The organism is Thalassolituus sp. UBA3500, assembly GCF_002377545.1.
Taxonomy (GTDB): Bacteria; Pseudomonadota; Gammaproteobacteria; order Pseudomonadales; family Oceanobacteraceae; genus Thalassolituus.
Map to the genome: position 1 here is coordinate 46,356 of NZ_DFQB01000028.1, position 20,156 is coordinate 66,511.

General features: G+C 51.6%; 18 protein-coding genes, 3 tRNA genes and 1 pseudogene. 10 read left to right on the top strand and 12 right to left on the bottom strand.

Annotation, left to right across the window (positions count from 1 at the left end; all coding sequences use genetic code 11):
- Position 1: 1 nt before the first annotated feature.
- From B2R29_RS07005 to B2R29_RS07015, 3 genes are all read right to left on the bottom strand, one after another.
- Positions 2-244 (bottom strand): hypothetical protein, encoded by a 243-nt coding sequence (locus B2R29_RS07005; RefSeq protein WP_301180390.1) that lies wholly within the window; start codon positions 242-244, stop codon positions 2-4.
- Between the two features lie 5 nt (positions 245-249).
- Positions 250-1,221, bottom strand: coding sequence for a hypothetical protein (locus B2R29_RS07010; protein WP_301180391.1), 972 nt, complete (start codon positions 1,219-1,221; stop codon positions 250-252).
- A gap of 118 nt (positions 1,222-1,339) precedes the next feature.
- On the bottom strand, positions 1,340-1,543 hold the full coding sequence (locus B2R29_RS07015) for a YgaP family membrane protein (protein WP_301180392.1): 204 nt from the start codon (positions 1,541-1,543) through the stop codon (positions 1,340-1,342).
- 152 nt (positions 1,544-1,695) lie between these two features.
- On the opposite strand from B2R29_RS07015, the gene alaS reads away from it, so the two are divergent.
- The 6 genes from alaS to B2R29_RS07045 all read left to right on the top strand — a co-directional run bounded on the left by alaS (position 1,696) and on the right by B2R29_RS07045 (position 6,556).
- Entirely contained in the window at positions 1,696-4,323 is a 2,628-nt protein-coding gene (gene alaS, locus B2R29_RS07020; RefSeq protein ID WP_301180393.1) for an alanine--tRNA ligase, read from the top strand.
- A gap of 194 nt (positions 4,324-4,517) precedes the next feature.
- Positions 4,518-5,753, top strand: a complete 1,236-nt coding sequence (locus tag B2R29_RS07025; protein WP_301180394.1) for an aspartate kinase — start codon at positions 4,518-4,520, stop codon at positions 5,751-5,753.
- Between the two features lie 179 nt (positions 5,754-5,932).
- Positions 5,933-6,127 (top strand): carbon storage regulator CsrA, encoded by a 195-nt coding sequence (csrA, locus tag B2R29_RS07030; RefSeq protein ID WP_221800900.1) that lies wholly within the window; start codon positions 5,933-5,935, stop codon positions 6,125-6,127.
- A gap of 67 nt (positions 6,128-6,194) precedes the next feature.
- A tRNA-Ser gene (locus tag B2R29_RS07035) sits at positions 6,195-6,284 on the top strand.
- Positions 6,285-6,364: 80 nt separating this feature from the next.
- Positions 6,365-6,441 (top strand) — tRNA-Arg (locus B2R29_RS07040).
- Between the two features lie 38 nt (positions 6,442-6,479).
- Positions 6,480-6,556: transfer RNA gene (locus B2R29_RS07045), tRNA-Arg, on the top strand.
- 261 nt (positions 6,557-6,817) lie between these two features.
- On the opposite strand, the gene B2R29_RS07050 is transcribed toward B2R29_RS07045, so the two are convergent.
- Together B2R29_RS07050 and B2R29_RS07055 are read right to left on the bottom strand one after the other, a co-directional pair.
- Positions 6,818-7,315, bottom strand: a complete 498-nt coding sequence (locus B2R29_RS07050; protein ID WP_301180395.1) for a DUF523 domain-containing protein — start codon at positions 7,313-7,315, stop codon at positions 6,818-6,820.
- Positions 7,312-8,094, bottom strand: a complete 783-nt coding sequence (locus B2R29_RS07055) for a methyltransferase domain-containing protein (RefSeq protein WP_301180396.1) — start codon at positions 8,092-8,094, stop codon at positions 7,312-7,314. The genes B2R29_RS07050 and B2R29_RS07055 overlap by 4 nt, the downstream gene beginning before the upstream one ends.
- 117 nt (positions 8,095-8,211) lie before the next feature.
- Between B2R29_RS07055 and B2R29_RS07060 the strand changes: the two genes are divergently transcribed.
- Positions 8,212-8,868, top strand: coding sequence for a GGDEF domain-containing protein (locus B2R29_RS07060; protein ID WP_301180397.1), 657 nt, complete (start codon positions 8,212-8,214; stop codon positions 8,866-8,868).
- Between the two features lie 4 nt (positions 8,869-8,872).
- On the opposite strand, the gene B2R29_RS07065 is transcribed toward B2R29_RS07060, so the two are convergent.
- Positions 8,873-9,928 carry an AraC family transcriptional regulator gene (locus tag B2R29_RS07065; RefSeq protein ID WP_301180398.1) on the bottom strand — a complete coding sequence of 352 codons (1,056 nt, stop codon included), beginning with the start codon at positions 9,926-9,928 and terminating at the stop codon, positions 8,873-8,875.
- A 62-nt stretch (positions 9,929-9,990) separates the two neighbouring features.
- On the opposite strand from B2R29_RS07065, the gene B2R29_RS07070 reads away from it, so the two are divergent.
- Positions 9,991-11,538: a flavin-containing monooxygenase gene (locus tag B2R29_RS07070; protein ID WP_301180399.1), complete on the top strand. Its 1,548-nt coding sequence runs from the start codon at positions 9,991-9,993 to the stop codon at positions 11,536-11,538.
- Positions 11,539-11,604: 66 nt separating this feature from the next.
- Here B2R29_RS07070 and B2R29_RS07075 read toward each other — a convergent pair whose 3' ends face one another.
- Positions 11,605-12,612: a 2-dehydropantoate 2-reductase gene (locus B2R29_RS07075; protein ID WP_301180400.1), complete on the bottom strand. Its 1,008-nt coding sequence runs from the start codon at positions 12,610-12,612 to the stop codon at positions 11,605-11,607.
- A complete protein-coding gene (locus B2R29_RS07080; protein ID WP_068442493.1) occupies positions 12,612-13,070 on the bottom strand; it encodes a YaiI/YqxD family protein in 459 nt (152 codons plus the stop codon). The genes B2R29_RS07075 and B2R29_RS07080 overlap by 1 nt, the downstream gene beginning before the upstream one ends.
- Before the next feature lie 163 nt (positions 13,071-13,233).
- On the opposite strand from B2R29_RS07080, the gene B2R29_RS07085 reads away from it, so the two are divergent.
- Both B2R29_RS07085 and B2R29_RS07090 read left to right on the top strand, forming a co-directional pair.
- A complete protein-coding gene (locus B2R29_RS07085) occupies positions 13,234-14,103 on the top strand; it encodes a metal-dependent hydrolase (protein ID WP_068442490.1) in 870 nt (289 codons plus the stop codon).
- A 163-nt stretch (positions 14,104-14,266) separates the two neighbouring features.
- A complete protein-coding gene (locus tag B2R29_RS07090; protein WP_297531023.1) occupies positions 14,267-15,895 on the top strand; it encodes a long-chain-fatty-acid--CoA ligase in 1,629 nt (542 codons plus the stop codon).
- Positions 15,896-15,979: 84 nt separating this feature from the next.
- On the opposite strand, the gene B2R29_RS07095 is transcribed toward B2R29_RS07090, so the two are convergent.
- From B2R29_RS07095 to B2R29_RS07110, 4 genes and pseudogenes are all read right to left on the bottom strand, one after another.
- Entirely contained in the window at positions 15,980-16,546 is a 567-nt protein-coding gene (locus tag B2R29_RS07095) for a nucleotidyltransferase family protein (RefSeq protein WP_301180401.1), read from the bottom strand.
- A 117-nt stretch (positions 16,547-16,663) separates the two neighbouring features.
- Positions 16,664-17,563 carry a crotonase/enoyl-CoA hydratase family protein gene (locus B2R29_RS07100; RefSeq protein ID WP_301180402.1) on the bottom strand — a complete coding sequence of 300 codons (900 nt, stop codon included), beginning with the start codon at positions 17,561-17,563 and terminating at the stop codon, positions 16,664-16,666.
- Positions 17,563-18,543 (bottom strand): NAD(P)H-dependent flavin oxidoreductase, encoded by a 981-nt coding sequence (locus B2R29_RS07105; RefSeq protein ID WP_301180403.1) that lies wholly within the window; start codon positions 18,541-18,543, stop codon positions 17,563-17,565. Before B2R29_RS07105 ends, B2R29_RS07100 begins: the two co-directional genes overlap by 1 nt.
- Before the next feature lie 79 nt (positions 18,544-18,622).
- Positions 18,623-20,156, bottom strand: a pseudogene (locus tag B2R29_RS07110) (autotransporter subunit C); the annotation flags it as partial.

Genomic DNA, 20,156 nt, shown 5'->3' on the forward strand with positions numbered 1-20,156 from the left:
CTCAATCAGCTGGGTTGTCTGCGGAGGTGGTGAGATCAATGATGCCAAGCATTTGTGCAGCTCCCGTCACCAGAACGGCGATGCAGATTACCTGGATTATTATTCTTAGTAATTTGGGTACACGCAGGAAAGCCAGGTGGTGTTTTATCATGCTCGGATGACCGAAGGGCCCAATGCCAAGATGGAGCATAGTAAGCGCCATAGCAGGGAGCATCATCAAATAAATCACACCGCTGTTTTCCATTGCTTTTAATCCTTATTCAGAGATTTAAGCGCACGCTGACAGTGCATCTGGTTGAGCGCATCTTCTGCATTGACTGGCTCAATAGCCATGCACGTGTTCAGTAGTTTGCGTATGTCTTTGCGAAAGTCATCCTCATCAAGACGGATCAGGCCAACAGAAAATTCGTTGTAAACGATCGCCATGTCAGGCAGCAGTTTCTGTGCTTTCTCGAAGTTCTCGATGGCGCTGCTCTCGGTAGCTCCGTAGGTAATGCTACCCAGAAACGAACCTACCCGCTCAACGATACCGGCTTCGAGACCGCCGCGCGTCAAAGGGTAAGCGCCGCGATCCGGTGCGTATTCCTGTAATTTATCCAGCTTGTCCTGGGCAATGGGGATATATCCCGAGCTACGGGCTTCTCCTGTGCTCATCAATTCAAGCATGCGTACTTTGGCGTAGACCAGTCCGAATTCTGCAAACCGGTATTCTGGTGCCAGTGCCAGGCCTTCGTTAGAAAGCGCTGCGGCCTCTTCGAACTCTTCCATTTTGTCATCGTGGTCATCGATCAGAAGGGTTGCGTGTACCAGGCGTGAGTAAATGGCTGGAACTTCTCCGACGGGCCCAAGCTGCATACCTAGTTCATAGGCTTTTTCGTATTGGCCTGAATAGTGTAGACGCCAGACTTCCTGGACGGCTTGAGCGAGGTCGGAATAGTCACTTTCCTGAATGGCTTTGAAGACCGCAGGGTGCGCTTCAGGGTCGGAGCCCAACACCATCATGTGATGTGCCAGGCGAGGGTAATCCGCCATCATGGATGTAATCCAGTCAACGTTCGGGTATTCGACCCGCGTTAACTTGGTCAGGCCTTGCCACTGTTGCTGCAGCTTATCTCCCGAAAAGTCGAACTGTTTAAGTTCTTCCGGGTAGTCTTTCCAGTCTGTGGAGAAGGCTGGAAGGCATAGAAATACGGAGAATGTAAAAACGAGAATGCGTTGCATAAAACCCCCAATAAAGAGGGCCAGTATACATACGCTTTGTTACCTTGGCGTGTGGTATTCCGCCAAAGCTTGAAGTGCCCCGGCGGCAGGGAACGACGAGCTTTGTCAGGAGTACTTTTCAGTTGAAAGCACAGCCGGCTTTAACGCCGAAGCCTTTCAGGATTCTTGCCAGAGGACAGAATCCGGTAAACGCCGCCTGCAACATATTCAGGCCCACGAACGCGGTAAACAGTAGCCAGTAAACAGAGTGCAGCTGAGATAGCGCCAGGCTGGCCAGAATGAATGAGCCAGCGATGGCAAAGACGAGGCGATCAATGTTCATGGAGTTTGACCTTTATAATGAGATAACCAAGTAGTTATATTATGCATTGTTTAAAAAACCGTCAAGCACTCCCTTGATGTGGGACTCAGGCCCACAAACCGCTATACTGCCCGGCTTATTATCTCTGAACTCGTTTGGAATCACGCAACCGTATGAAAAGCTCAGAAATCCGCCAGGCGTTCCTCGACTTCTTCGCATCGAAGGGACACGAAATCGTTGCATCCAGCCCACTGGTGCCGGGCAACGATCCGACGCTGCTGTTCACTAACGCCGGTATGGTGCAGTTTAAAGACTGCTTCCTTGGCAACGACGTGCGCAGTTACACCCGTGCCGCGTCCTCGCAGCGCTGTGTCCGTGCAGGCGGTAAGCACAATGACCTGGAAAACGTGGGTTATACGGCACGTCACCATACTTTCTTTGAAATGCTGGGTAACTTCAGCTTCGGAGATTACTTCAAAGAAGATGCGATCAGTTATGCGTGGGAATTCCTGACCTCAAAAGAATGGTTGAACCTGCCTGTCGAAAAACTGATGGTCACGGTGTATGCAGAAGACGACGAAGCGTTTGATATCTGGAATAAAAAGATGGGCATTCCAGAAGATAAGATCGTGCGTATCGGTGACAACAAAGGCGCACGTTACGCATCGGATAACTTCTGGCAGATGGGTGATACTGGTCCTTGCGGGCCGTGTACCGAGATTTTCTACGACCATGGCGAGCACATCTGGGGTGGGCCTCCGGGCACGCCAGAAGAAGACGGCGACCGGTTCATTGAAATCTGGAACAACGTTTTCATGCAGTTCGAGCGTAAAGCTGACGGCGAAATGCTGCCACTGCCTAAGCCTTCGGTTGATACCGGTATGGGGCTTGAGCGTATCTCGGCCATTATGCAGGGCGTGCACAGCAACTACGAAATCGATATTTTCCAGGCGTTGCTGAAAGCCGCAGGAGAACTGACCGGCTGTAAAGACACCGAGAACAAGTCACTGCGTGTGATTGCTGACCACATTCGTTCTACCAGCTTCCTGATTGTCGATGGTGTGCTGCCATCCAACGAAGGGCGTGGTTACGTTCTGCGTCGTATTATTCGTCGTGCAGTGCGTCATGGGCATATGCTGGGTGCGTCAGCAGGCTTCTTCAATAAGCTGGTTCCTGCCCTTTGTGAGCAAATGGGCGAGGCCTATCCTGAACTGGTTAATCTGTCTGAGCATGTTCAGAAAGTACTGCGTATTGAAGAAGAGCAGTTTGCTAAAACGCTCGATAAAGGGATGGCGATTCTCAACGATGCGATTGCAGACATGAGCGGTGACACGATTCCGGGTGAGACAGCGTTCAAACTCTACGACACCTACGGCTTCCCGCTCGACCTGACGGCGGATGTGGCGCGTGAACGTGACCTGAAGGTTGATGAAGACGGCTTCAACGTTGCGATGGAGAAACAGCGTGAAACAGCACGCGCTGCGGGTAACTTCTCTGCGGATTATGGCAAAGGTCTGGAACTCGACGGTGAAACCGGCTTCCTCGGTTACGAGTCGCTGGAAAATACTGGCACAGTGAAAGCTCTGTTTGTAGGTGGTGAAAAAATTGAGCAGCTGAACGCTGGCGATGAAGCTGTTCTGGTGCTCGACGAGACGGCTTTCTACGCAGAAAGCGGTGGTCAGGCAGGGGATACAGGCTTCCTGAAGGCGGATGGTGTTGTCTTCCAGGTGAAAGACACGACCAAAGAAGGAAAGAACCACCTGCACAAAGGTGTGCTGGTTGAAGGTTCTGTAGCCCTCGGTGATCAGCTGACCGCAAGCGTGGACGCAGAAAAGCGCGCCTCCACAGCTATTCACCATTCGGCGACGCACCTGTTGCACGCTGCACTGCGCAAGGTTCTGGGTGAACACGTCGCACAGAAAGGCTCTCTTGTAACCTACGACAAGTTGCGTTTTGACTTCTCTCACCTCGAAGCGGTGAAACCCGAAGAAATCAACGAGATTGAAACACTGGTGAATGCGCATATTCGCGCTAACACCCCTGTAGCAACACGCCTGATGAACATCGACGATGCCAAAGCGGCGGGCGCGATGGCTCTATTCGGCGAGAAGTACGACGACGAAGTTCGTGTCCTTTCTATGGGGGTGGATGACTTCTCAATTGAACTCTGTGGCGGTACTCACGCTCAACGCACCGGTGATATAGGCTTGCTCAAGATCAGCTCAGAGAGCGGTATTGCCGCGGGTATTCGCCGTATTGAAGCCGTAGTAGGGCAGGCTGCTCTTGATTTCGTAGCCCGTGAAGAAGCGACGCTGACAACCATCGCTCGCGCTCTGAAAGGCTCGACTGATAATGTGGGTGATAAAGTTGAACAACTCATCAGCCGTAGTCGCCAGTTGGAAAAAGAACTGGACGCACTGAAGAGTAAGCTCGCTTCCAGTGCTGGTTCAGATCTGGCAGGGCAGGCGAAAGACGTCAACGGCGTGAAAGTACTGGCTGCTGAACTTGAAGGCGCAGATGTCCCAGCGCTGCGCAACACCATGGATCAGCTAAAGAACAAGCTAGGTTCTGCTGTGATCATGCTGGCCTCTGCCAATGAAGGAAAAGTGACTCTGCTTGCCGGTGTGACTAAAGATCTGATTGGCAAGGCCAAGGCCGGAGATGCGGTAAAAGAGGTTGCGGCCTATGTTGATGGTCGTGGTGGTGGTAAGCCAGAAATGGCTCAGGCCGGAGGCCAGAAGCCAGAAGGCATTGCCGATGCGCTCAAAGCGTTCGAAGAGTGGACTTCAGCTAAGCTCTGATCGTCTGCCTTTGCTTTACCGAGAGCCCGCACTTGTGCGGGCTTTCTTGTTTTAGCGTACTAATTTCAGAGTCTGGCCTGAATTGTTGTGTATGTGGCAGAACAGTCTCGTCCAACGTCTACAGATTGCTTTTCTCGTGCTCCCATTTATTGTTTAATTGCGACCCTTTTGATCATTTGCGCAGATATCCCCATATGGCGTTGTACGTACAGAAATATGGCGGCACCTCGGTCGGCACGACGGAGCGTATTGAAGCCGTCGCAGATAAGCTGAAAGCTTTTCACGATGAGGGCCATCAGTTGGTGGTTGCTGTCTCAGCGATGAGCGGTGAAACGAATCGTCTGATCGGTCTGGCCGGTGCGATTACAGATAGCCCCTCTCCTCGTGAGATGGATGTTCTTGTATCGACAGGTGAGCAAGTCACGATTGCTCTTCTGGCTATGGCGCTGGAAAAACGTGGCATCACTGCGCGTTCATTTACTGGCTGGCAGGTCGGCATCAAAACCAACAATGCCTTTATGAAAGCCCGTATTGAAGATATTGAAACCAGTAAGATGCGTGAAGTTCTGGATAACGGCGGTATCTGCATTGTTGCTGGTTTTCAGGGCGTCGATGACGACAACAACATCACGACGTTGGGGCGTGGCGGCTCAGATACCACCGGTGTTGCTCTAGCTGCAGCACTGAAAGCTGATGAATGCCAGATCTACACTGACGTTGACGGTGTCTATACGACAGACCCCCGCGTGGTGTCGGCTGCGCGTCGTATGGAAACTGTGACATTTGAAGAAATGCTGGAAATGGCCAGCCTGGGGTCTAAAGTACTGCAGATCCGCTCGGTTGAATTTGCCGGTAAATACAAAGTTCCTTTGCGCGTGCTGTCCTCATTCAAAGATGGCAATGGCACACTGATTACAACCGAGGAGAACAGCTCCGTGGAAAAACCCGTTATCTCTGGTATTGCGTTTAACCGTGATGAAGCAAAAGTAACTGTCCAGGGTGTACCTGACGTACCGGGCGTAGCGTCACGAATCCTTGTTCCTGTCAGTGATGCGAACATTGAAGTCGATATGATCGTACAGAACGTCTCCGAAGACGGCTCGACTGACTTTACCTTTACCGTGCACCGCAACGACTATCAGAAAGCGCTGAAACTGCTGAAAGAGCTGGCTGCAGAGCTTAATGCAGAAGGCGTTAACGGAACTGATGACATCTGTAAAGTGTCTCTAGTAGGGGTAGGTATGAGATCCCATGCCGGTGTGGCCAGCAAAATGTTTAAAACGCTGGCGGATGAAAGCATCAATATCCTTGCGATTACGACCTCTGAAATCAAGATTTCAGTCGTGATTGAGGAAAAGTACCTTGAACTTGCTGTTCGTGCGCTGCATACCGCGTTCGGACTGGATGCAGAGGTTACTGAAGAGCACTAAGCTCTATGGTTATTAGTGGGCGGCCCATGAAGGAATGCCTACTAATAACAAAAAGTCCTCACTCTGCGCAGGACCCGGCTTTAAAACTGGCTGAACTGGTCAATACTGGAAGAGTGGGACACAAAGGTGACGAATGTCACAGCACCCTATACAGAAACTGGAATCTGAGGAGAACCTCTATGCTTATTTTGACCCGCCGTGTTGGTGAAACACTGATGGTTGGTGACGAAGTCACCGTGACCGTTCTGGGTGTTAAAGGAAATCAGGTACGAATTGGTGTTAATGCCCCTAAAGAAGTTGCAGTACACCGTGAGGAAATTTACCAGCGCATCCAGCGCGAGAAGGACGGTGGTGAACCTAGCGGTAACTACTAACGCCTTAATTTTCTTGAATTTTTCCTTTGAAAATTCTCTGAACGTGGTATGATGCGCGCCGTGATGTGGAGAGATGGCCGAGTGGCTGAAGGCGCGCCCCTGCTAAGGGCGTATAGGTTTACCCCTATCGAGGGTTCGAATCCCTCTCTCTCCGCCACGTTCTTTCTGCTTCGGCAGAAGCGTATTTAAGTCGTTGACACCTATCTCAACAACCCTATAATACGCGCCCCACGATGCGCGCTCGTAGCTCAGCTGGATAGAGTACCTGGCTACGAACCAGGCGGTCGGAGGTTCGAATCCTCCCGAGCGCGCCATTCTTTCTTTGAATGCTTATATCGTGATTTTCTGACGCGCGCTCGTAGCTCAGCTGGATAGAGTACCTGGCTACGAACCAGGCGGTCGGAGGTTCGAATCCTCCCGAGCGCGCCATTTCAGAAACCTTCCCCCGAAGTACCAAAATTTCCCTGATTAATCCGCTCTACTCGAAGGCACTATTGCGCTCGGGATGGACGAGAACCTCTGATAGGTTCGGCTGATTGCCGGGAGCAATCAGGACCGCGTCAGCGCCCGAAGGGGCGAGGGCAGGACGCCCGAGAGTCCATCCTCCTTCCCGAGCGCGCCATTTCAGAAACTCTTCTTCGAAATATTTCCAGTTTCCGTTTTTACCATCGCTCTCGAAAGTACATTCACTTATTCGCTATTCATCCAATGGATGAGTTCATCCGCCATGTCGGACGTGAAGCAGCTAATCCCATGTTGTTTTAACAGGGCTGTTGTGACGCCATCCCCTGTCGTTATGTTTCGGGAGTGGCTGCCATCGTATATCTCGCCAACCCCGCAGGATGGTGATCTTGCAGCAAGCAGTGCGCCGCGGCATTGATGGCGCTGCGCAGTGGCGAGCGTTTTTTCTGCGCCTGTGACAAACGCCTGGGTGACATCCTCGTTATGGTACGTCTGCACCTTTGCTATGCCTGCGAGTACGGCATCTCCGCCGCCGTTTTCTGCTTCTGCAGGCGGTCTAGGCGTTGGCAGGCCGCCTAATGTTTCAGGGCACACAGGAACAACACGTCCTTCTGCCATCCATTGGTCGAGCAGGATTTTCAGGTGCGAGACTTTATCTGCGTTGTTATCGCCGTCATAACGCAGTGGTTCACCCAGAAGACAGGCACTGACCAGTAGCTTCTTCATTGAGCTTTCCGCAGTAAGAAGTGCACGTACCGCCCAAGACGCCGATGAGGTTCCTGAAGGCCGGTTTCGAGGTCTGAGCGATTGACTGCATCCTGACCGATACGTTCGCGGATTTTCTGGTGCATGTGATCATGAACGCAACGGATGCCGCGCCAGCGTATCAGTTCAAATCCAAGCCCCGTCATCGCTGACTCAATGTCATCCGGGTTCAGGGGGTGCTGAGGTGCATTGCCTTCTTTCCGTAAGCGCGGATTTGCTGATTCGGGGGCATGCGTCCGGCCATTCATAATCTGGCGCCACTGGTGGCCATGCAGGTTGTAAAACATCAGTGACAGCCAGCCGCTGGCTTTCACTTTACTGGCCAGCACGGGCAGAGCTTCAAAAGGATGCTCCAGCCACTCCAGAACCGCATGGTTAAGCACGATGTCGAATTGTCCGGGAAAGATCGAGTCAACGTCTTGCAGGCGCCCCGAGCGAGCCGTTAAGGGCTGACTCTCAGCGTCGAAGAGATCTTCGGCGAGCCGCAGCATCTCGTCAGAAATATCACACAGACTGATGTCACCACCTTGCCTAGCCAGAGAAAGGCTGAACTGTCCCTGGCCGCCGCCAATATCAAGAATCTGCTTACCTGCAATATCCACCTTGCAGTCGCTGAAGTCCTGCTCCAGCGCCATCAGGCGAAGCTGACCGCGTGGTGTGGCGTAGATGGTGCGGCTGAAACGTTCGGCAAGATCGTCAAAATTCCGATCTTTCTGGGTGTCTGAATTCTGTTCTTTCATAGCTATCGTCCGGAGTGTCAGCAGATAATACCAGTAGCAGAGCAGAATTCTGTAGCTGGGCTACACTTAAGGTGTTTACCGCCTTTTAAATCAGCCGCAGGGAAGTGTTGTACCCGTATGTCTCCAGAGGATATGTCCGTCGAGAAGCTCAGCTGCCCTGTGGGTGAATCCCATTGCGTTCTCTTTGATGAGGTGGCAACGCTTCGCAAACAGGTGGTCACGGACCCTCTTACCGGACTGTTTAACGTCCGCCATTTCCGTAAAAGTCTGGAGCACGAGCTGGAACGAACCCGTCGCACCGGAATGACGACCGCGCTGGTGATGGTTGATCTGGACCACTTTAAAAGTGTGAATGATACCTGGGGGCATGAGGCGGGAAATCTGGTGCTCCAGACGGTTGCTCAACTGCTGCAGGATCAGACCCGCAAACTTGATATCTGTTGTCGTTATGGCGGCGAGGAGTTTGCGGTGATACTGCCTTCGACAGAGCTGATGCTGGCGCGTCAGGTCGCTGAACGTTGCCTGAATGCTTTGCGCAATACCTTGATCCCCCTTGAATCCACCGATCTGCAGGTCACGGCAAGTATTGGTGTTGCCGTTGCGGATAACAGTTCCCAGACTTCTGATCGCCTGATCGAGGATGCCGATGAATGCATGTATGACGCGAAAAAGGGTGGTCGCAATCAGGTCGTGAGTAAACGCCCGCAACCATCCCAAAGTGCCGTCAGTATTGACGAGCGGGATGCCCTGCGCGGCTTGTTTGGCGACGATTAAGCGTTCACACCTCACGCTTTCGGTATTGGGCAGGCGTCATGCTGTGCCACTTTTTAAATGCCCGGATAAAGGCCGCCGCCTCGGTGTAGCCTAACTTTCCTGCGATCACTTCGATGCTGTCTTCGGTGGTATCCAGTAAACGGCACGCTTTCTCGGAACGAACAGATTCGAGTAGCTGCTGAAAGGTTGTGCCTTCTTCTTTCAATTGCCGTCTGAAACTTCGTTCGCTGGTACTGAACGTATCGGCACATTCGTTGATCGACGGGTAGCCTTCCCGGAACATGCCAAGATATTTTTTAACCCGGTCACTGAGATTATTCGTTTCTGGCTGACGGCGCTGTTTCAGTAGTTCATCGCATTGTTGCCGATACAGACTGAGCGCTGTGGGGTTCGCGTTCGGTAGTGGTTGATCCAGCAGCGCAGCGTCAAAGACGAAGCGCGCAACGTCGGTTCCGAATTCTACCGGGCAGGCAAAGGTATCGCGGTAAAAGTCGGCTTCGAAAGGCTCTGGGTAGGGCACGGATATCAGCTTCTGCATTTTCTGCTGGCCGAGCATCGTTTGCATCATGCTCAGGAACTGAAAGGTGCCGGCGACATCGCGGTCTATAATAAAGCGGTGCAGCTCTTCGGGAACGTGGTACGGATGAAGCAGCAGTGCAGCCTCATCGCCGTTGACCTCAAAGTCGAGACGGCTGAACAGGTAGCTCAGTTCCTGATACCGGATTCCAAGTTCAATCCCCTCTTTTACCGTACTGCAGCTCATTAACATCATCGCGAAAGCACCGTACGCGGCAATACCGAAAGTGCTCGAAAGCTTCATTGCAGCCAGCGGATCATGACGCAGATCAACATAAAGGTCAGAAAGCACAGCCAGTTCATCGGCCTGTGAGATCACCGCTGAGGCATCAATCTGATCCGGATTGATTCCGTTGCGAGCCAGAGCTGGCGCAGGATCTATGCCATATTTCTTATGTATCTGTTCAGCGGTAAAGCTGAGTGCAAGTATCGATCTTAAGGTCATGGTGGCCGAAATTGTTAATTCGCAGGAAATTCCTGACATGGTTGAGCGCCGAATGCTCCGGCTAAAGTACACAACATAATAACGCGACGGAGCAGAAAACAATGAAAGAAATGAACAGCACTCTGCCGAAGTATACAGACACAGTGATCATCGGCGCAGGCCTTGGCGGTCTGGCGATGGGCATTGGTATGCAGAAAAAAGGCCTTAACGATTACATCATTATCGAGAAGTCCACCGAAGTGGGTGGCACATGGCGCGATAATTCATACCCGGGTTGCGCCTGTGATGTTCAGTCGCACCTGTATTCATACTCTTTCACAAATAAGTCTGACTGGACCAAGCGCTACGCGCCATGGAACGAGATTCAGCAATATATTCTCGATACTGTATCAGAATATAACGTGCGTCCGAATATCCGTTTCGGGCTGGAAGTGAACAGTGCTGAATTTGACGAAAAATCAGCGATCTGGACGGTAGGCACTGCGGATGGTCAGACGGTTCAGTGTCGTTACTTTGTACTGGCAACAGGGCCTTTGCATGTTCCTCAGATTCCGAATATCCCAGGTCTGGATAAGTTTAAGGGCAAGGTCATGCACTCGGCGCAGTGGGACCACGACTATGATCTGAAAGGTAAAAAGGTAGCGTCGATAGGTACCGGTGGTAGTGCAATTCAGTACGTGCCTGAGATCGCTCCGGATGTAGAGCAGATTGATGTGTATCAGCGTACCGCGGCCTGGGTTATTCCTCGTGACGAGCGCCCATACAGTGGTGTCAGTAAATGGGTATTTAAGAAATTTCCATCACTGCGTCGCCTGTATCGTTCGCGCCTGTACTTTACGAATGAAATGCGTGTCTGGCCGATTTTTAATCCAGCCATTGCTAAGGGCGTCGAGTTTTTCGCAAAACGCTTTATTAAACTGCAGGTTAAAGACCCTGAAGTGCGTGCGAAACTGACGCCGGATTACACCATTGGCTGTAAGCGTATCCTGATTTCAAACAAGTGGTACAAAACGTTCAACCGTAAAAATGTTGATCTGGTTACAGATGGCATCAGCGAAATTCGTGAAAACAGTATCCTTGATAAAAATGGCGTCGAACGCGAGTGCGATACCATTATTCTGGGTACCGGCTTTATCGTTGATCCACGTGGATATATGAATAAATTCAATCTGAAAGGCCTGCCAGGCCACGACATTCTGGAAGATTGGAAAGACGGTGCTGAAGCATATCTGGGCAATACCGTTACAGGTTATCCGAACATGTTTGAGCTGGTCGGACCAAACTCTGGTCTGGGTCACAACTCCATCATCTTTATGATTGAAGCGCAGGTTCACTACATTCTTGAATGCATGAAAGAAGCGAAGAATCGCGGCGTTGACTACCTGAACGTGAAAAAAACCGCGCAGGATCAGTTCAACGAAGAGATTCAGGAACGTATTAAAGGGTCAGTCTGGACGTCTGGCTGCTCCAGCTGGTATCAGCAGTCCGACGGTAAAAACTTTGTACTATGGCCGTATTCAACACTGGAGTTCTGGAAGCGTAACAAGAGCGTCGCAACGGCTCACTATGATTGGGTAAAATTAGATGCGGCTACGAAAGGCAATAAGGTGACTGCTGCGAAAGCGAAAAAAGCAGAAGCGGTTGCCTGATAAAAGTTAGTCATACGGTAGGCGGGTCTTACAGACCGATCGAAGCCTGCTCTTTGCGGCGCTGAATCAGCGCCGCTTTTTTATTTCTTCGAGAATTTCCTCACTCGGAATTCCAGGCGTTCGCCGACCTTCTTCGATATCTTTAATTAACTCAACAAGCGTCAAATTGGCAGGTGCTTGCAGCCCCAGTGCCTGAGCGGCTCTGACAACGGCGCCATTAATGTAGTCAATTTCGGTTGCTCGTTGGTTATTAAGGTCTTCCCACATTGATGATCGCGCCTGAGGGTCAATGGCGAGCATTGAGGAAGCGAGCTTCTTAAACCATGAGTCAGGTGCACGCAGAAGCAGAGGAATCCAACCGGCAGGCAGTTTGGTTAATTTCGGCAGCTTCAGCTGTTCTTGTTTGGTAACTTCTATTAACTCGCTCATCGCCAGGCTGAGAATGGTCCGGTAACCGCGGGTTTCAAGCTCCTGCTTCAGTGGCAGGTTACTCACTGCGTTAATCGCATTATTGAGGTTCAGCTGCAATTTTGCCCACTGTAAGGCTTCGAAAGCGGAGGTCGTGTGTAGCCGGAACCCCATGTCATGAAAGGCGCTATCGAGTTGCTCAGCGATGGCACTATCAATCAGCGATTCACAGTAGACATCGCCTTCGGTACCCCGGTGATAGCGGCAATTATCCAGAGGCGCAACATTGAAACCGACGATGCCGCGGATGACCGGGCTCTTCAGCTGCCGCAGCATGTCGTCGCTGCCTATACCGTTCTGCAGGCTTACAATGGGCGTCGTCTCCGCCGCAAATGCCTGTAGTTGTTGAGCTGCTTCGTGGACCGCCAGACATTTTACCGTGAGCAGAATAAGATCTGCGGAGGCCAGAGCATCTGTCGAATCCGTGACTGTCAGGTTTGAATACTGGCAATATCTTTCCTGATAATCGCTCAGAGCCATGTGTCCAGCACGGTTGAATGCATTGATCAGTCGCTCACGACCAATCAGAGTAACTTCGTGGTGATTACTTAATACTGCGCCAAGGTAACAACCGATTGCGCCTGCGCCCAGAACTGCAATTTTCATTAAGCCCCCCGTTTTGCGCGGGCCAGCCAACGGTCCAGCGAATTGGCAAAGGTTTGCTTATCTTTGTCTGAAAACGCCGCAGGGCCGCCGCTCTGAACACCCGAAGAGCGTAGAGTTTCCATAAAGTCGCGCATCTGTAGCTTCTGACGTATCGTCTGAGGGTTGTAGGTCTCGCCTCTGTTATTGATGACGTCGACCTTATTCTCCATGACCTCGGCAGCCAGCGGGATGTCCTGGGTAATCAGCAGGTCACCCGCGACGGCTTCTTGAGCGATGTAGTTATCTGCCACATCAAAGCCTGGCTCCACTTGATGTGACGTGATGCACGGGTGCGGTGTCACCGGAACCCGGTGGTTGGCGACAAAGCGAGTTGTCATTTCAGTGCGGATGGCCGCCTTGCAGATAATCTCGCGTATGGCCTTTGGCGTGGCGTCAGCATCGACCCAGATTGTTGGCATAGTTGATCAGCCTGTTAGTTATTTGCCTGTCATTATGGCTTAAACCGGTATTTTTTTTCACCGGAGATTGTTTGCTTTCCACCTGTTGCCGGTGCTCGTCTCGGGCGACTATAAATAAAACACAACAACAGATGACATAAACCTGTTCTGACAGGAGGACACTATGACAGCAACTGCAGATCATCCGGCCATCAAGCCGCGGCATATGTCGATGCCATTCGAGCAATTGGATACGCCTTATTTCTTCGACAATAACGCATTACTTTCTGCATTTTTCGCCGCATTGTCGTCCACCTTCCCGGCGGGCGAAGGTGAATTTATCGCATCTGTTCGACAGTACCGCGACAAAATTAAAAGCCCGAAGCTGAAAGAAGAGATTCGTGGCTTTATCGGTCAGGAAGGTCATCATAGCCGTCAGCATGAGCGTGCCAACGAGACGCTTCGTGATCTTGGCTTCGATGCGGTTGCTTTGGATCAGGATCTGGCGAACTACATTCAGAAGCACGTCGTGAACCGTTCAGATAAGTTCCGCCTCGCCATGACTGTGTGCATGGAGCACCTGACTGCTATTTTGGCAGAGCACCTGCTGACTTACCCAGAGACGCTGGAGAATCTGGCACCATCGGTTCAGGACCTGCTCTACTGGCACGCGGTTGAAGAGATTGAGCACAAGTCTGTCGCCTTTGACACCTTCATGAGCATCGAAGGTGATCAGAAATATCTGCGCTGGTGTCAGGTCTACGCGACCTTGTTCTTCTTCCATCGCATTGGCTGGTACACCATCAAACTCTTGTGGTGGCAGCGTAAGATGCCGTCCTGGAAAGAGTTCAAAGGTTTCTGGCGCTTTATGACTGGTAAGAAGGGGATGTTCACGGGTGTCACCAAGAACTACCTGGACTGGTTCAAGAAAGGCTTCCACCCTTGGGATCACGACAACATGGATCTGATCGAACGCTGGAAGACGGAGTTCTACCGCGAAGATCAGGACATGAAACTGCAGAAAGAAAAAGACAAGCTGAAAGCGGCCAGTTAATTGACCAAACTTGAAGCTTAGTCACATAAAGGCCGCCGACGAGCGGCCTTTTTTATGGTCAGCTACACCCTGACCTCTATATTTGGACACAAACCACCTTGTCATTCGTAAATGACCTACCTATCGTAACAGGCACAAGAATAAACACCTCTGGAGAACCCCTATGCAAGGTCTGATGATGGATCGCCCACTGCTGGTATCAACACTGTTGCAGCATGCGGAAGCGACCTACCCGAATACTGAAATTGTAAGCCGTCGCTGTGAAGGTGATATTCACCGTTACACCATGAAAGACGCTGCCAGCCGTGCCCGTAAAGTGGCCAATCTGCTGACTCGCCTTGATATCCAGGACAGCGACCGTGTAGCGACACTGGCGTGGAACAACTATCGCCACTTCGAACTGTATTACGGTATTTCTGGTTTTGGTGCGGTACTGCACACCATTAACCCGCGCCTGTTCGCCGAACAGTTGGTGTACATCATCAATCATGCCGAAGACCGCTACATTTTTGTCGACCTGACCTTCGTGCCACTGCTTGAGGCGATCCTTCCACATATCGGTAACGTCGAAGGCTTCATCATTCTGTGTGATGAAGACAAAATGCCAGAAACAAAGCTACCTAATGCGCTGTGTTATGAAACGCTGCTGGCGGCAGAATCCGACGAATTTGAATGGCCTGAGTTTCCTGAAACCAAAGGTGCCAGCATGTGCTACACCTCAGGTACTACGGGTAACCCGAAAGGCGTTCTCTATTCACACCGCTCGACCTGCCTGCATGCGTTTGCTTCTGTCGGTGAAGAGGTGATGGGCCTGTCATCCAGCTCATGCTTCCTGCCGGTTGTTCCTATGTTCCATGTGAACGCCTGGGGCACGCCGTACTCTGCATGTATCACTGGGGCCAAGCAGGTATTCCCGGGGCCAGGTATGGATGGCGCTTCTCTGTGGGAACTGATCGAAGCGGAAGAACCTGATCTGTTGTTAGGTGTTCCGACGGTATGGCTGATGCTGCTGAACCATATGGACAGCATTGGTAAGAAATTGGAATCAGTGAAGAACGTGATTGTTGGTGGTGCTGCCGCGCCTCTGCAGATGATTAAAGACTTTGATCAGAAGCACGATGCCTTCCTGATTCATGCCTGGGGTATGACCGAAACCAGCCCGATCGGTACGATTAATGCGATGAACCCGATCATGGCGAAGCTGCCTAAAGAAGAGCAATACCAGCTTCAGCGTAAGCAAGGTCGCCCGATTTTTGGCATCGAAATCAAAATTATCGATGACGAAGGTAATCGCCTGCCGCATGACGGTGAAACCTACGGTCGTCTGATGATTCGTGGCCCTTGGGTGGTGAATGGTTATTACAACAACGACGACAAATCCAGCTTTGAAGACGGCTGGTTTGATACCGGCGACGTGGCAACCATAGACCCAGATAGCTACATGAATATTGTTGACCGCTCTAAAGACGTCATTAAATCAGGTGGTGAGTGGATCAGCTCGATTGACCTTGAAAATACCGCGGTAGGCCACCCGGGTCTGGCAGAGTGCTGTGTGATTGGTGCTCGTCATCCGAAATGGGATGAGCGCCCGATTCTGCTGGCGATCAAAAATGAAGGTTCTGACGTTGATGAAGCAAGCGTGCTTGAGTATCTCGAAGGTAAAATCGCCAAATGGTGGATGCCAGATGCCGTGATTTTCGTTGAGTCTCTGCCGCACACTGCCACAGGTAAATTGTTGAAAATAGACCTGCGCAAAGACTATGAAAACTATCTGATCGAAAACGCCAACTGAGCATCAGTCAGTCGCTTTTGATTAATAAGTTATAAAGAAAGCCCGGCTTGCTTATGCAATCCGGGCTTTTTTGTATTTGAGGGGTCAGGCAGGGTAAGGAAGGTCTTCCGGGCGGTTAACGTCAGAGTGGATCATAGAATCACCGATCATCACATTAACGTAGGGGGCGTCCGGAATCAGCCGAGTCTCTGTCCTGTGACCGTGGAGCTGCATCAGTTCGAAGGCGTGTTCTTTTCTGAAGCCAGTTGGATATCCGGGCTGACCATATTCATCAACAGGGCGGGCGCAATCGTGGTCTTCGAGATGGGACGCTAATACCCGGTAGGTTTCGGCGGTAATCCACGGCATATCAGCACGGGCAATGATCCAGCCATCCCAGTCCTGATTGGCGTGCACGCCAAAGGCAATGCTGTCACCGATGCCGCGTGAGGCATCCGGGCAGACGCCTGCTTCAGCCCCATCGTCGATACAGTGGTCGAGTATGGATTGATCGCCTTCATGCAAGACGACGTAACATGGCAGGCCAGAGAGAAGGGCGTTTTCAATGCTGGCTTTCAGCATACAAGTCTGGCCCGGCCAGGGGGCGCATCGTTTGTCGCTGCCAAAGCGGGTGCTGCGACCCGCGGCGAGAAGGATAATGCCTGTTTTCATCGTTAATCCTCCCTGTCAGAGGTGTTCGATTCTTATCCGACGCTATCACAGGCTATTGACCGACAGCTCAGTAAAAATGTTACTGCCTGCCGGTTACACAAGAAGCTCTTGTGTCGGTCAGTCTGATGACTCAACGTCATCCCACCAGGGATAGACATCGGGCATATCTGTACTGACGCGGCCCTGAAAGTCGGACGGGCGTTTTTCTAAGAAGCTCGCAACACCTTCTTTGCCGTCTTTCAGGCTGGTGTAGAACATTCCGAGCGACTCAATCTTATGTGCTTCTGCCGGATGAGTCATCGCACTGTTGCGGTACATCATCTGGCGAATCATGGCCACAGACACCGCAGAGCGCTGAGCTATGCTGGCTGCAAGCCGTCGGGCTTCCGGTAGCAGTTCGTCAGCGGGAACGACTTTGCTGACAAACCCCGCATCTTTGGCTTCATCTGCCTTAAAAATGTCTGCCGTCATCGTCCATTCCAGTGCTTTCGATATGCCGACAATCCGCGGTAAGAACCAACTGGAGCAGGCCTCTGGCACGATACCGACCTTACTGAACACGAAGCCGATACGAGTATGCTCACAGGCAAGACGAATATCCATGGCACAGGTCATGGTTGCGCCTATTCCTACTGCGGCACCATTCATCGCTGCAATAACAGGCTTAGTGCACCGGAAAATAGCCAGAGCAACGCGGCCGCCGGTATCACGTACGCCCTCGACGATGTCTTTGTCGCTGAAGCGTTCGTTCAGATCGCTTAAGGTTGGCTGCTGAGATTCGTCCAGCCCGAAGACGTTCCCTTCTTTTGACAGATCCATACCGGCACAGAAGGCCTTACCTGCACCGGTCACAATGATGGCGCGAACATCGTCATCTGCACTGGCACGATCAAAGGCATGAATCAGCTCATTACACATTTCAACGGTAAACGCGTTCATCTGGTCAGGGCGGTTCAGTGTCAGTGTCAGAACGTGCTCACTGACGTTCCAGGCGAGAGTAGAGTAGGTGTGACTCATCAGAAGTCTCCAGTGAAAGAAGAAACAGCGTTCTGGTATTCGGCTTTCAGGCGCGCGACCAGTTCGGCGGTTGTCGGTACGTCAGCGATGCTGCCAACCCCATGCCCGGCGGACCATAGGTCTTTCCAGGGCTTAGCGCTGGTGGCCTGAGCCATTTTTTCAGTATCCAGTTCTGCACCAAAATCGACATGATCGGGTTTTTGGTGCGTGGCAAGGTCAATATCGTGGGTGTCCAGTGACGGCTTCAGGAAGGACGCATTCACGCCGGAGATTTTCGGTGTATAAACAATGTCGCCAGCGCTGCTGGTGGTTAGCATTTCTTTGTATTCAGGCTGTACCTGACATTCCTGAGTGCCTATAAAACGCGTACCCATATACGCCATGTCGGCGCCCATCATCTTGGCTGTGGCAACGTCCCGTCCGGTACTCAGGCTGCCCGCCAACAGAATAGTTTTATCAAAGAACTGCTTCAGCTCATTAATCAGCGCAAACGGGTTCCAGTCACCGGCGTGGCCACCGGCACCGCCACAGACAGCTATTAAACCGTCCACGCCAACGGAGGCAGCCTTGCGCGCGAAGCGGGTATTAACGACATCGTGAAAGACGACACCACCGTAACTGTGTACGGCATCCACAACATCCTGAACTGCCCCAAGGGAGGTGATTACCAGAGGCACCTTGTGCTTAACAATGATTTCCAGATCCTGCTGCAGGCGGGCGTTACTTTTGTGTACGACCAGATTAACTCCAAACGCTGCGGCGGGTTCACCGGTTTGCTCTGCGTGAGCATCGAGATCCGCGCGGATTTCGGTCAGCCACTGATCCAGGCCTTCGCTTGAGCGCTGGTTTAATGCCGGAAACGTACCAATCACACCGGCTTTGCAGCACTCAGTGACCAGGCTAGGGCCAGAGGCCAGAAACATAGGGGCAACCACCACGGGTAATTTGAGGCCGGGTCGCAAAGAATCGGGCAATGACATGAACAGTCTCCGGAAAATAAAAAACGGGGAATGATATTCTCATTCCCCGTGATTGGATTAAACAGTCGATTGTGCCAAATCAGGCTCTGACACGCCCTGTCAGCAGAGGTGCAGAGAGCAGGGCCAGCAACCAGAATATGGCACCGCCTCCAGAACCGCCACCGCCAGAAGAGGCTGCAGGCGCAGGGTCCACGTTTGAAAGCACCCGGATCGTCATCTCTGCCGAGTCACTGAGTTTCGGAATGCCGTTATCAGTCACAGTAGCTGAAATTGTGTAGTCCCCTGCAACCAAACCATCAGAGCTGAAGGTGATGCTGTTACCTAACTCATAGGAGTCAGCCAGGTTAATATCGTTGGATGACCACTCGATAAAATGAGCATCCCAGTCGTCCTCATCAGAAATAATCGCCTCGATAGTAACGTCGCCCATTCCCTCAACGATGGTCGCTTCTTCTCTACCTGCCTGAGTTAGAATTAAAGCTACGCTAGGAGCATTCAGATTCACATCCAGTGTGCCGTCGCCATCACTGTCGCGATAAACAACACCGTTCATGATGAGCCCCGGAAGTTGTCGGTCTGAGCCGAAATCCCACACATCACTATCCCAGTTTTCGTAAAGCCTGCCATTGCCAGTACAGGTACTGTTGTTCGCAGCGGTCGGGCACTGGAGTTCGCTTAGTAATGCTCCGAAGTAGGAGTCGTTAGTGCCGGCGCTTGTTGTTTGGCTACTGGTGTCAGTCGCCCAGTACAGGTATGAATTGTCATTACTACTGCTGTAGCTTAACAGACCTCCACCGCTCTTAACGTACCCCGTCGACAGGCTGTTAGAGAGGTAGCTTCTATAGGCACCACCTAATATGCCGCCTTGTTGACCGCCTTCCAGGATGTCTGCACTGGAGAAAACGTTACTCACGCTACTGTCACTGGTTCTGCCTGCAAGGCCACCCCCATTCCTACCGTCGTTGACCACCCCGGAGACAAAAACGCTATCAATCTCAGCATAGGTCACACTACCCGCGAGTATACCTACATGATAGCTACCGGTGATCGAAGTCATTGGGCCGGTAATAGCTACCCGAGTAACTTCGACCAGTTGTTTTGAGGTGCCTACGATGTGACCAAATAATCCAGAATAGCCGAATCTATCTACGTAAAGGTTACTTATCCGATGGCCGTTACCATTAAAATTCGTACTGAACGCAGCCGATGTAGACAAACCTATCGGCTCCCAGCCCTCACCATCATTCCAGTAGGTATCAAGTTCGTTCATCTGACCATCGCCGTTCGTATCGAAATCCAGATCAGCAATCAACTCGTATCCGTGGCAGCGCTGCTGCGCGATGCCTTCCCAAAGTATGATCGGGCAGCCCGAGTTATCCCAGAGACCTTCGTCGATCATTATTTGCCCTGAACCATCAAGCGCGAACCGGATTGCATTAAGTTCTTCTAGCGAAGCAATATCTATCAGGCCGTCAGAGTCGGCGTCGGCATCAACGATGCCATCGTTGTTATCGTCAGTATCAATAGCATCGCTGATGCCGTCATTATCATGATCATTTGGATAATCATCATAGGATAAACCGCTGTTGGTCTGGCAGGTTGTGTCGCAGCTG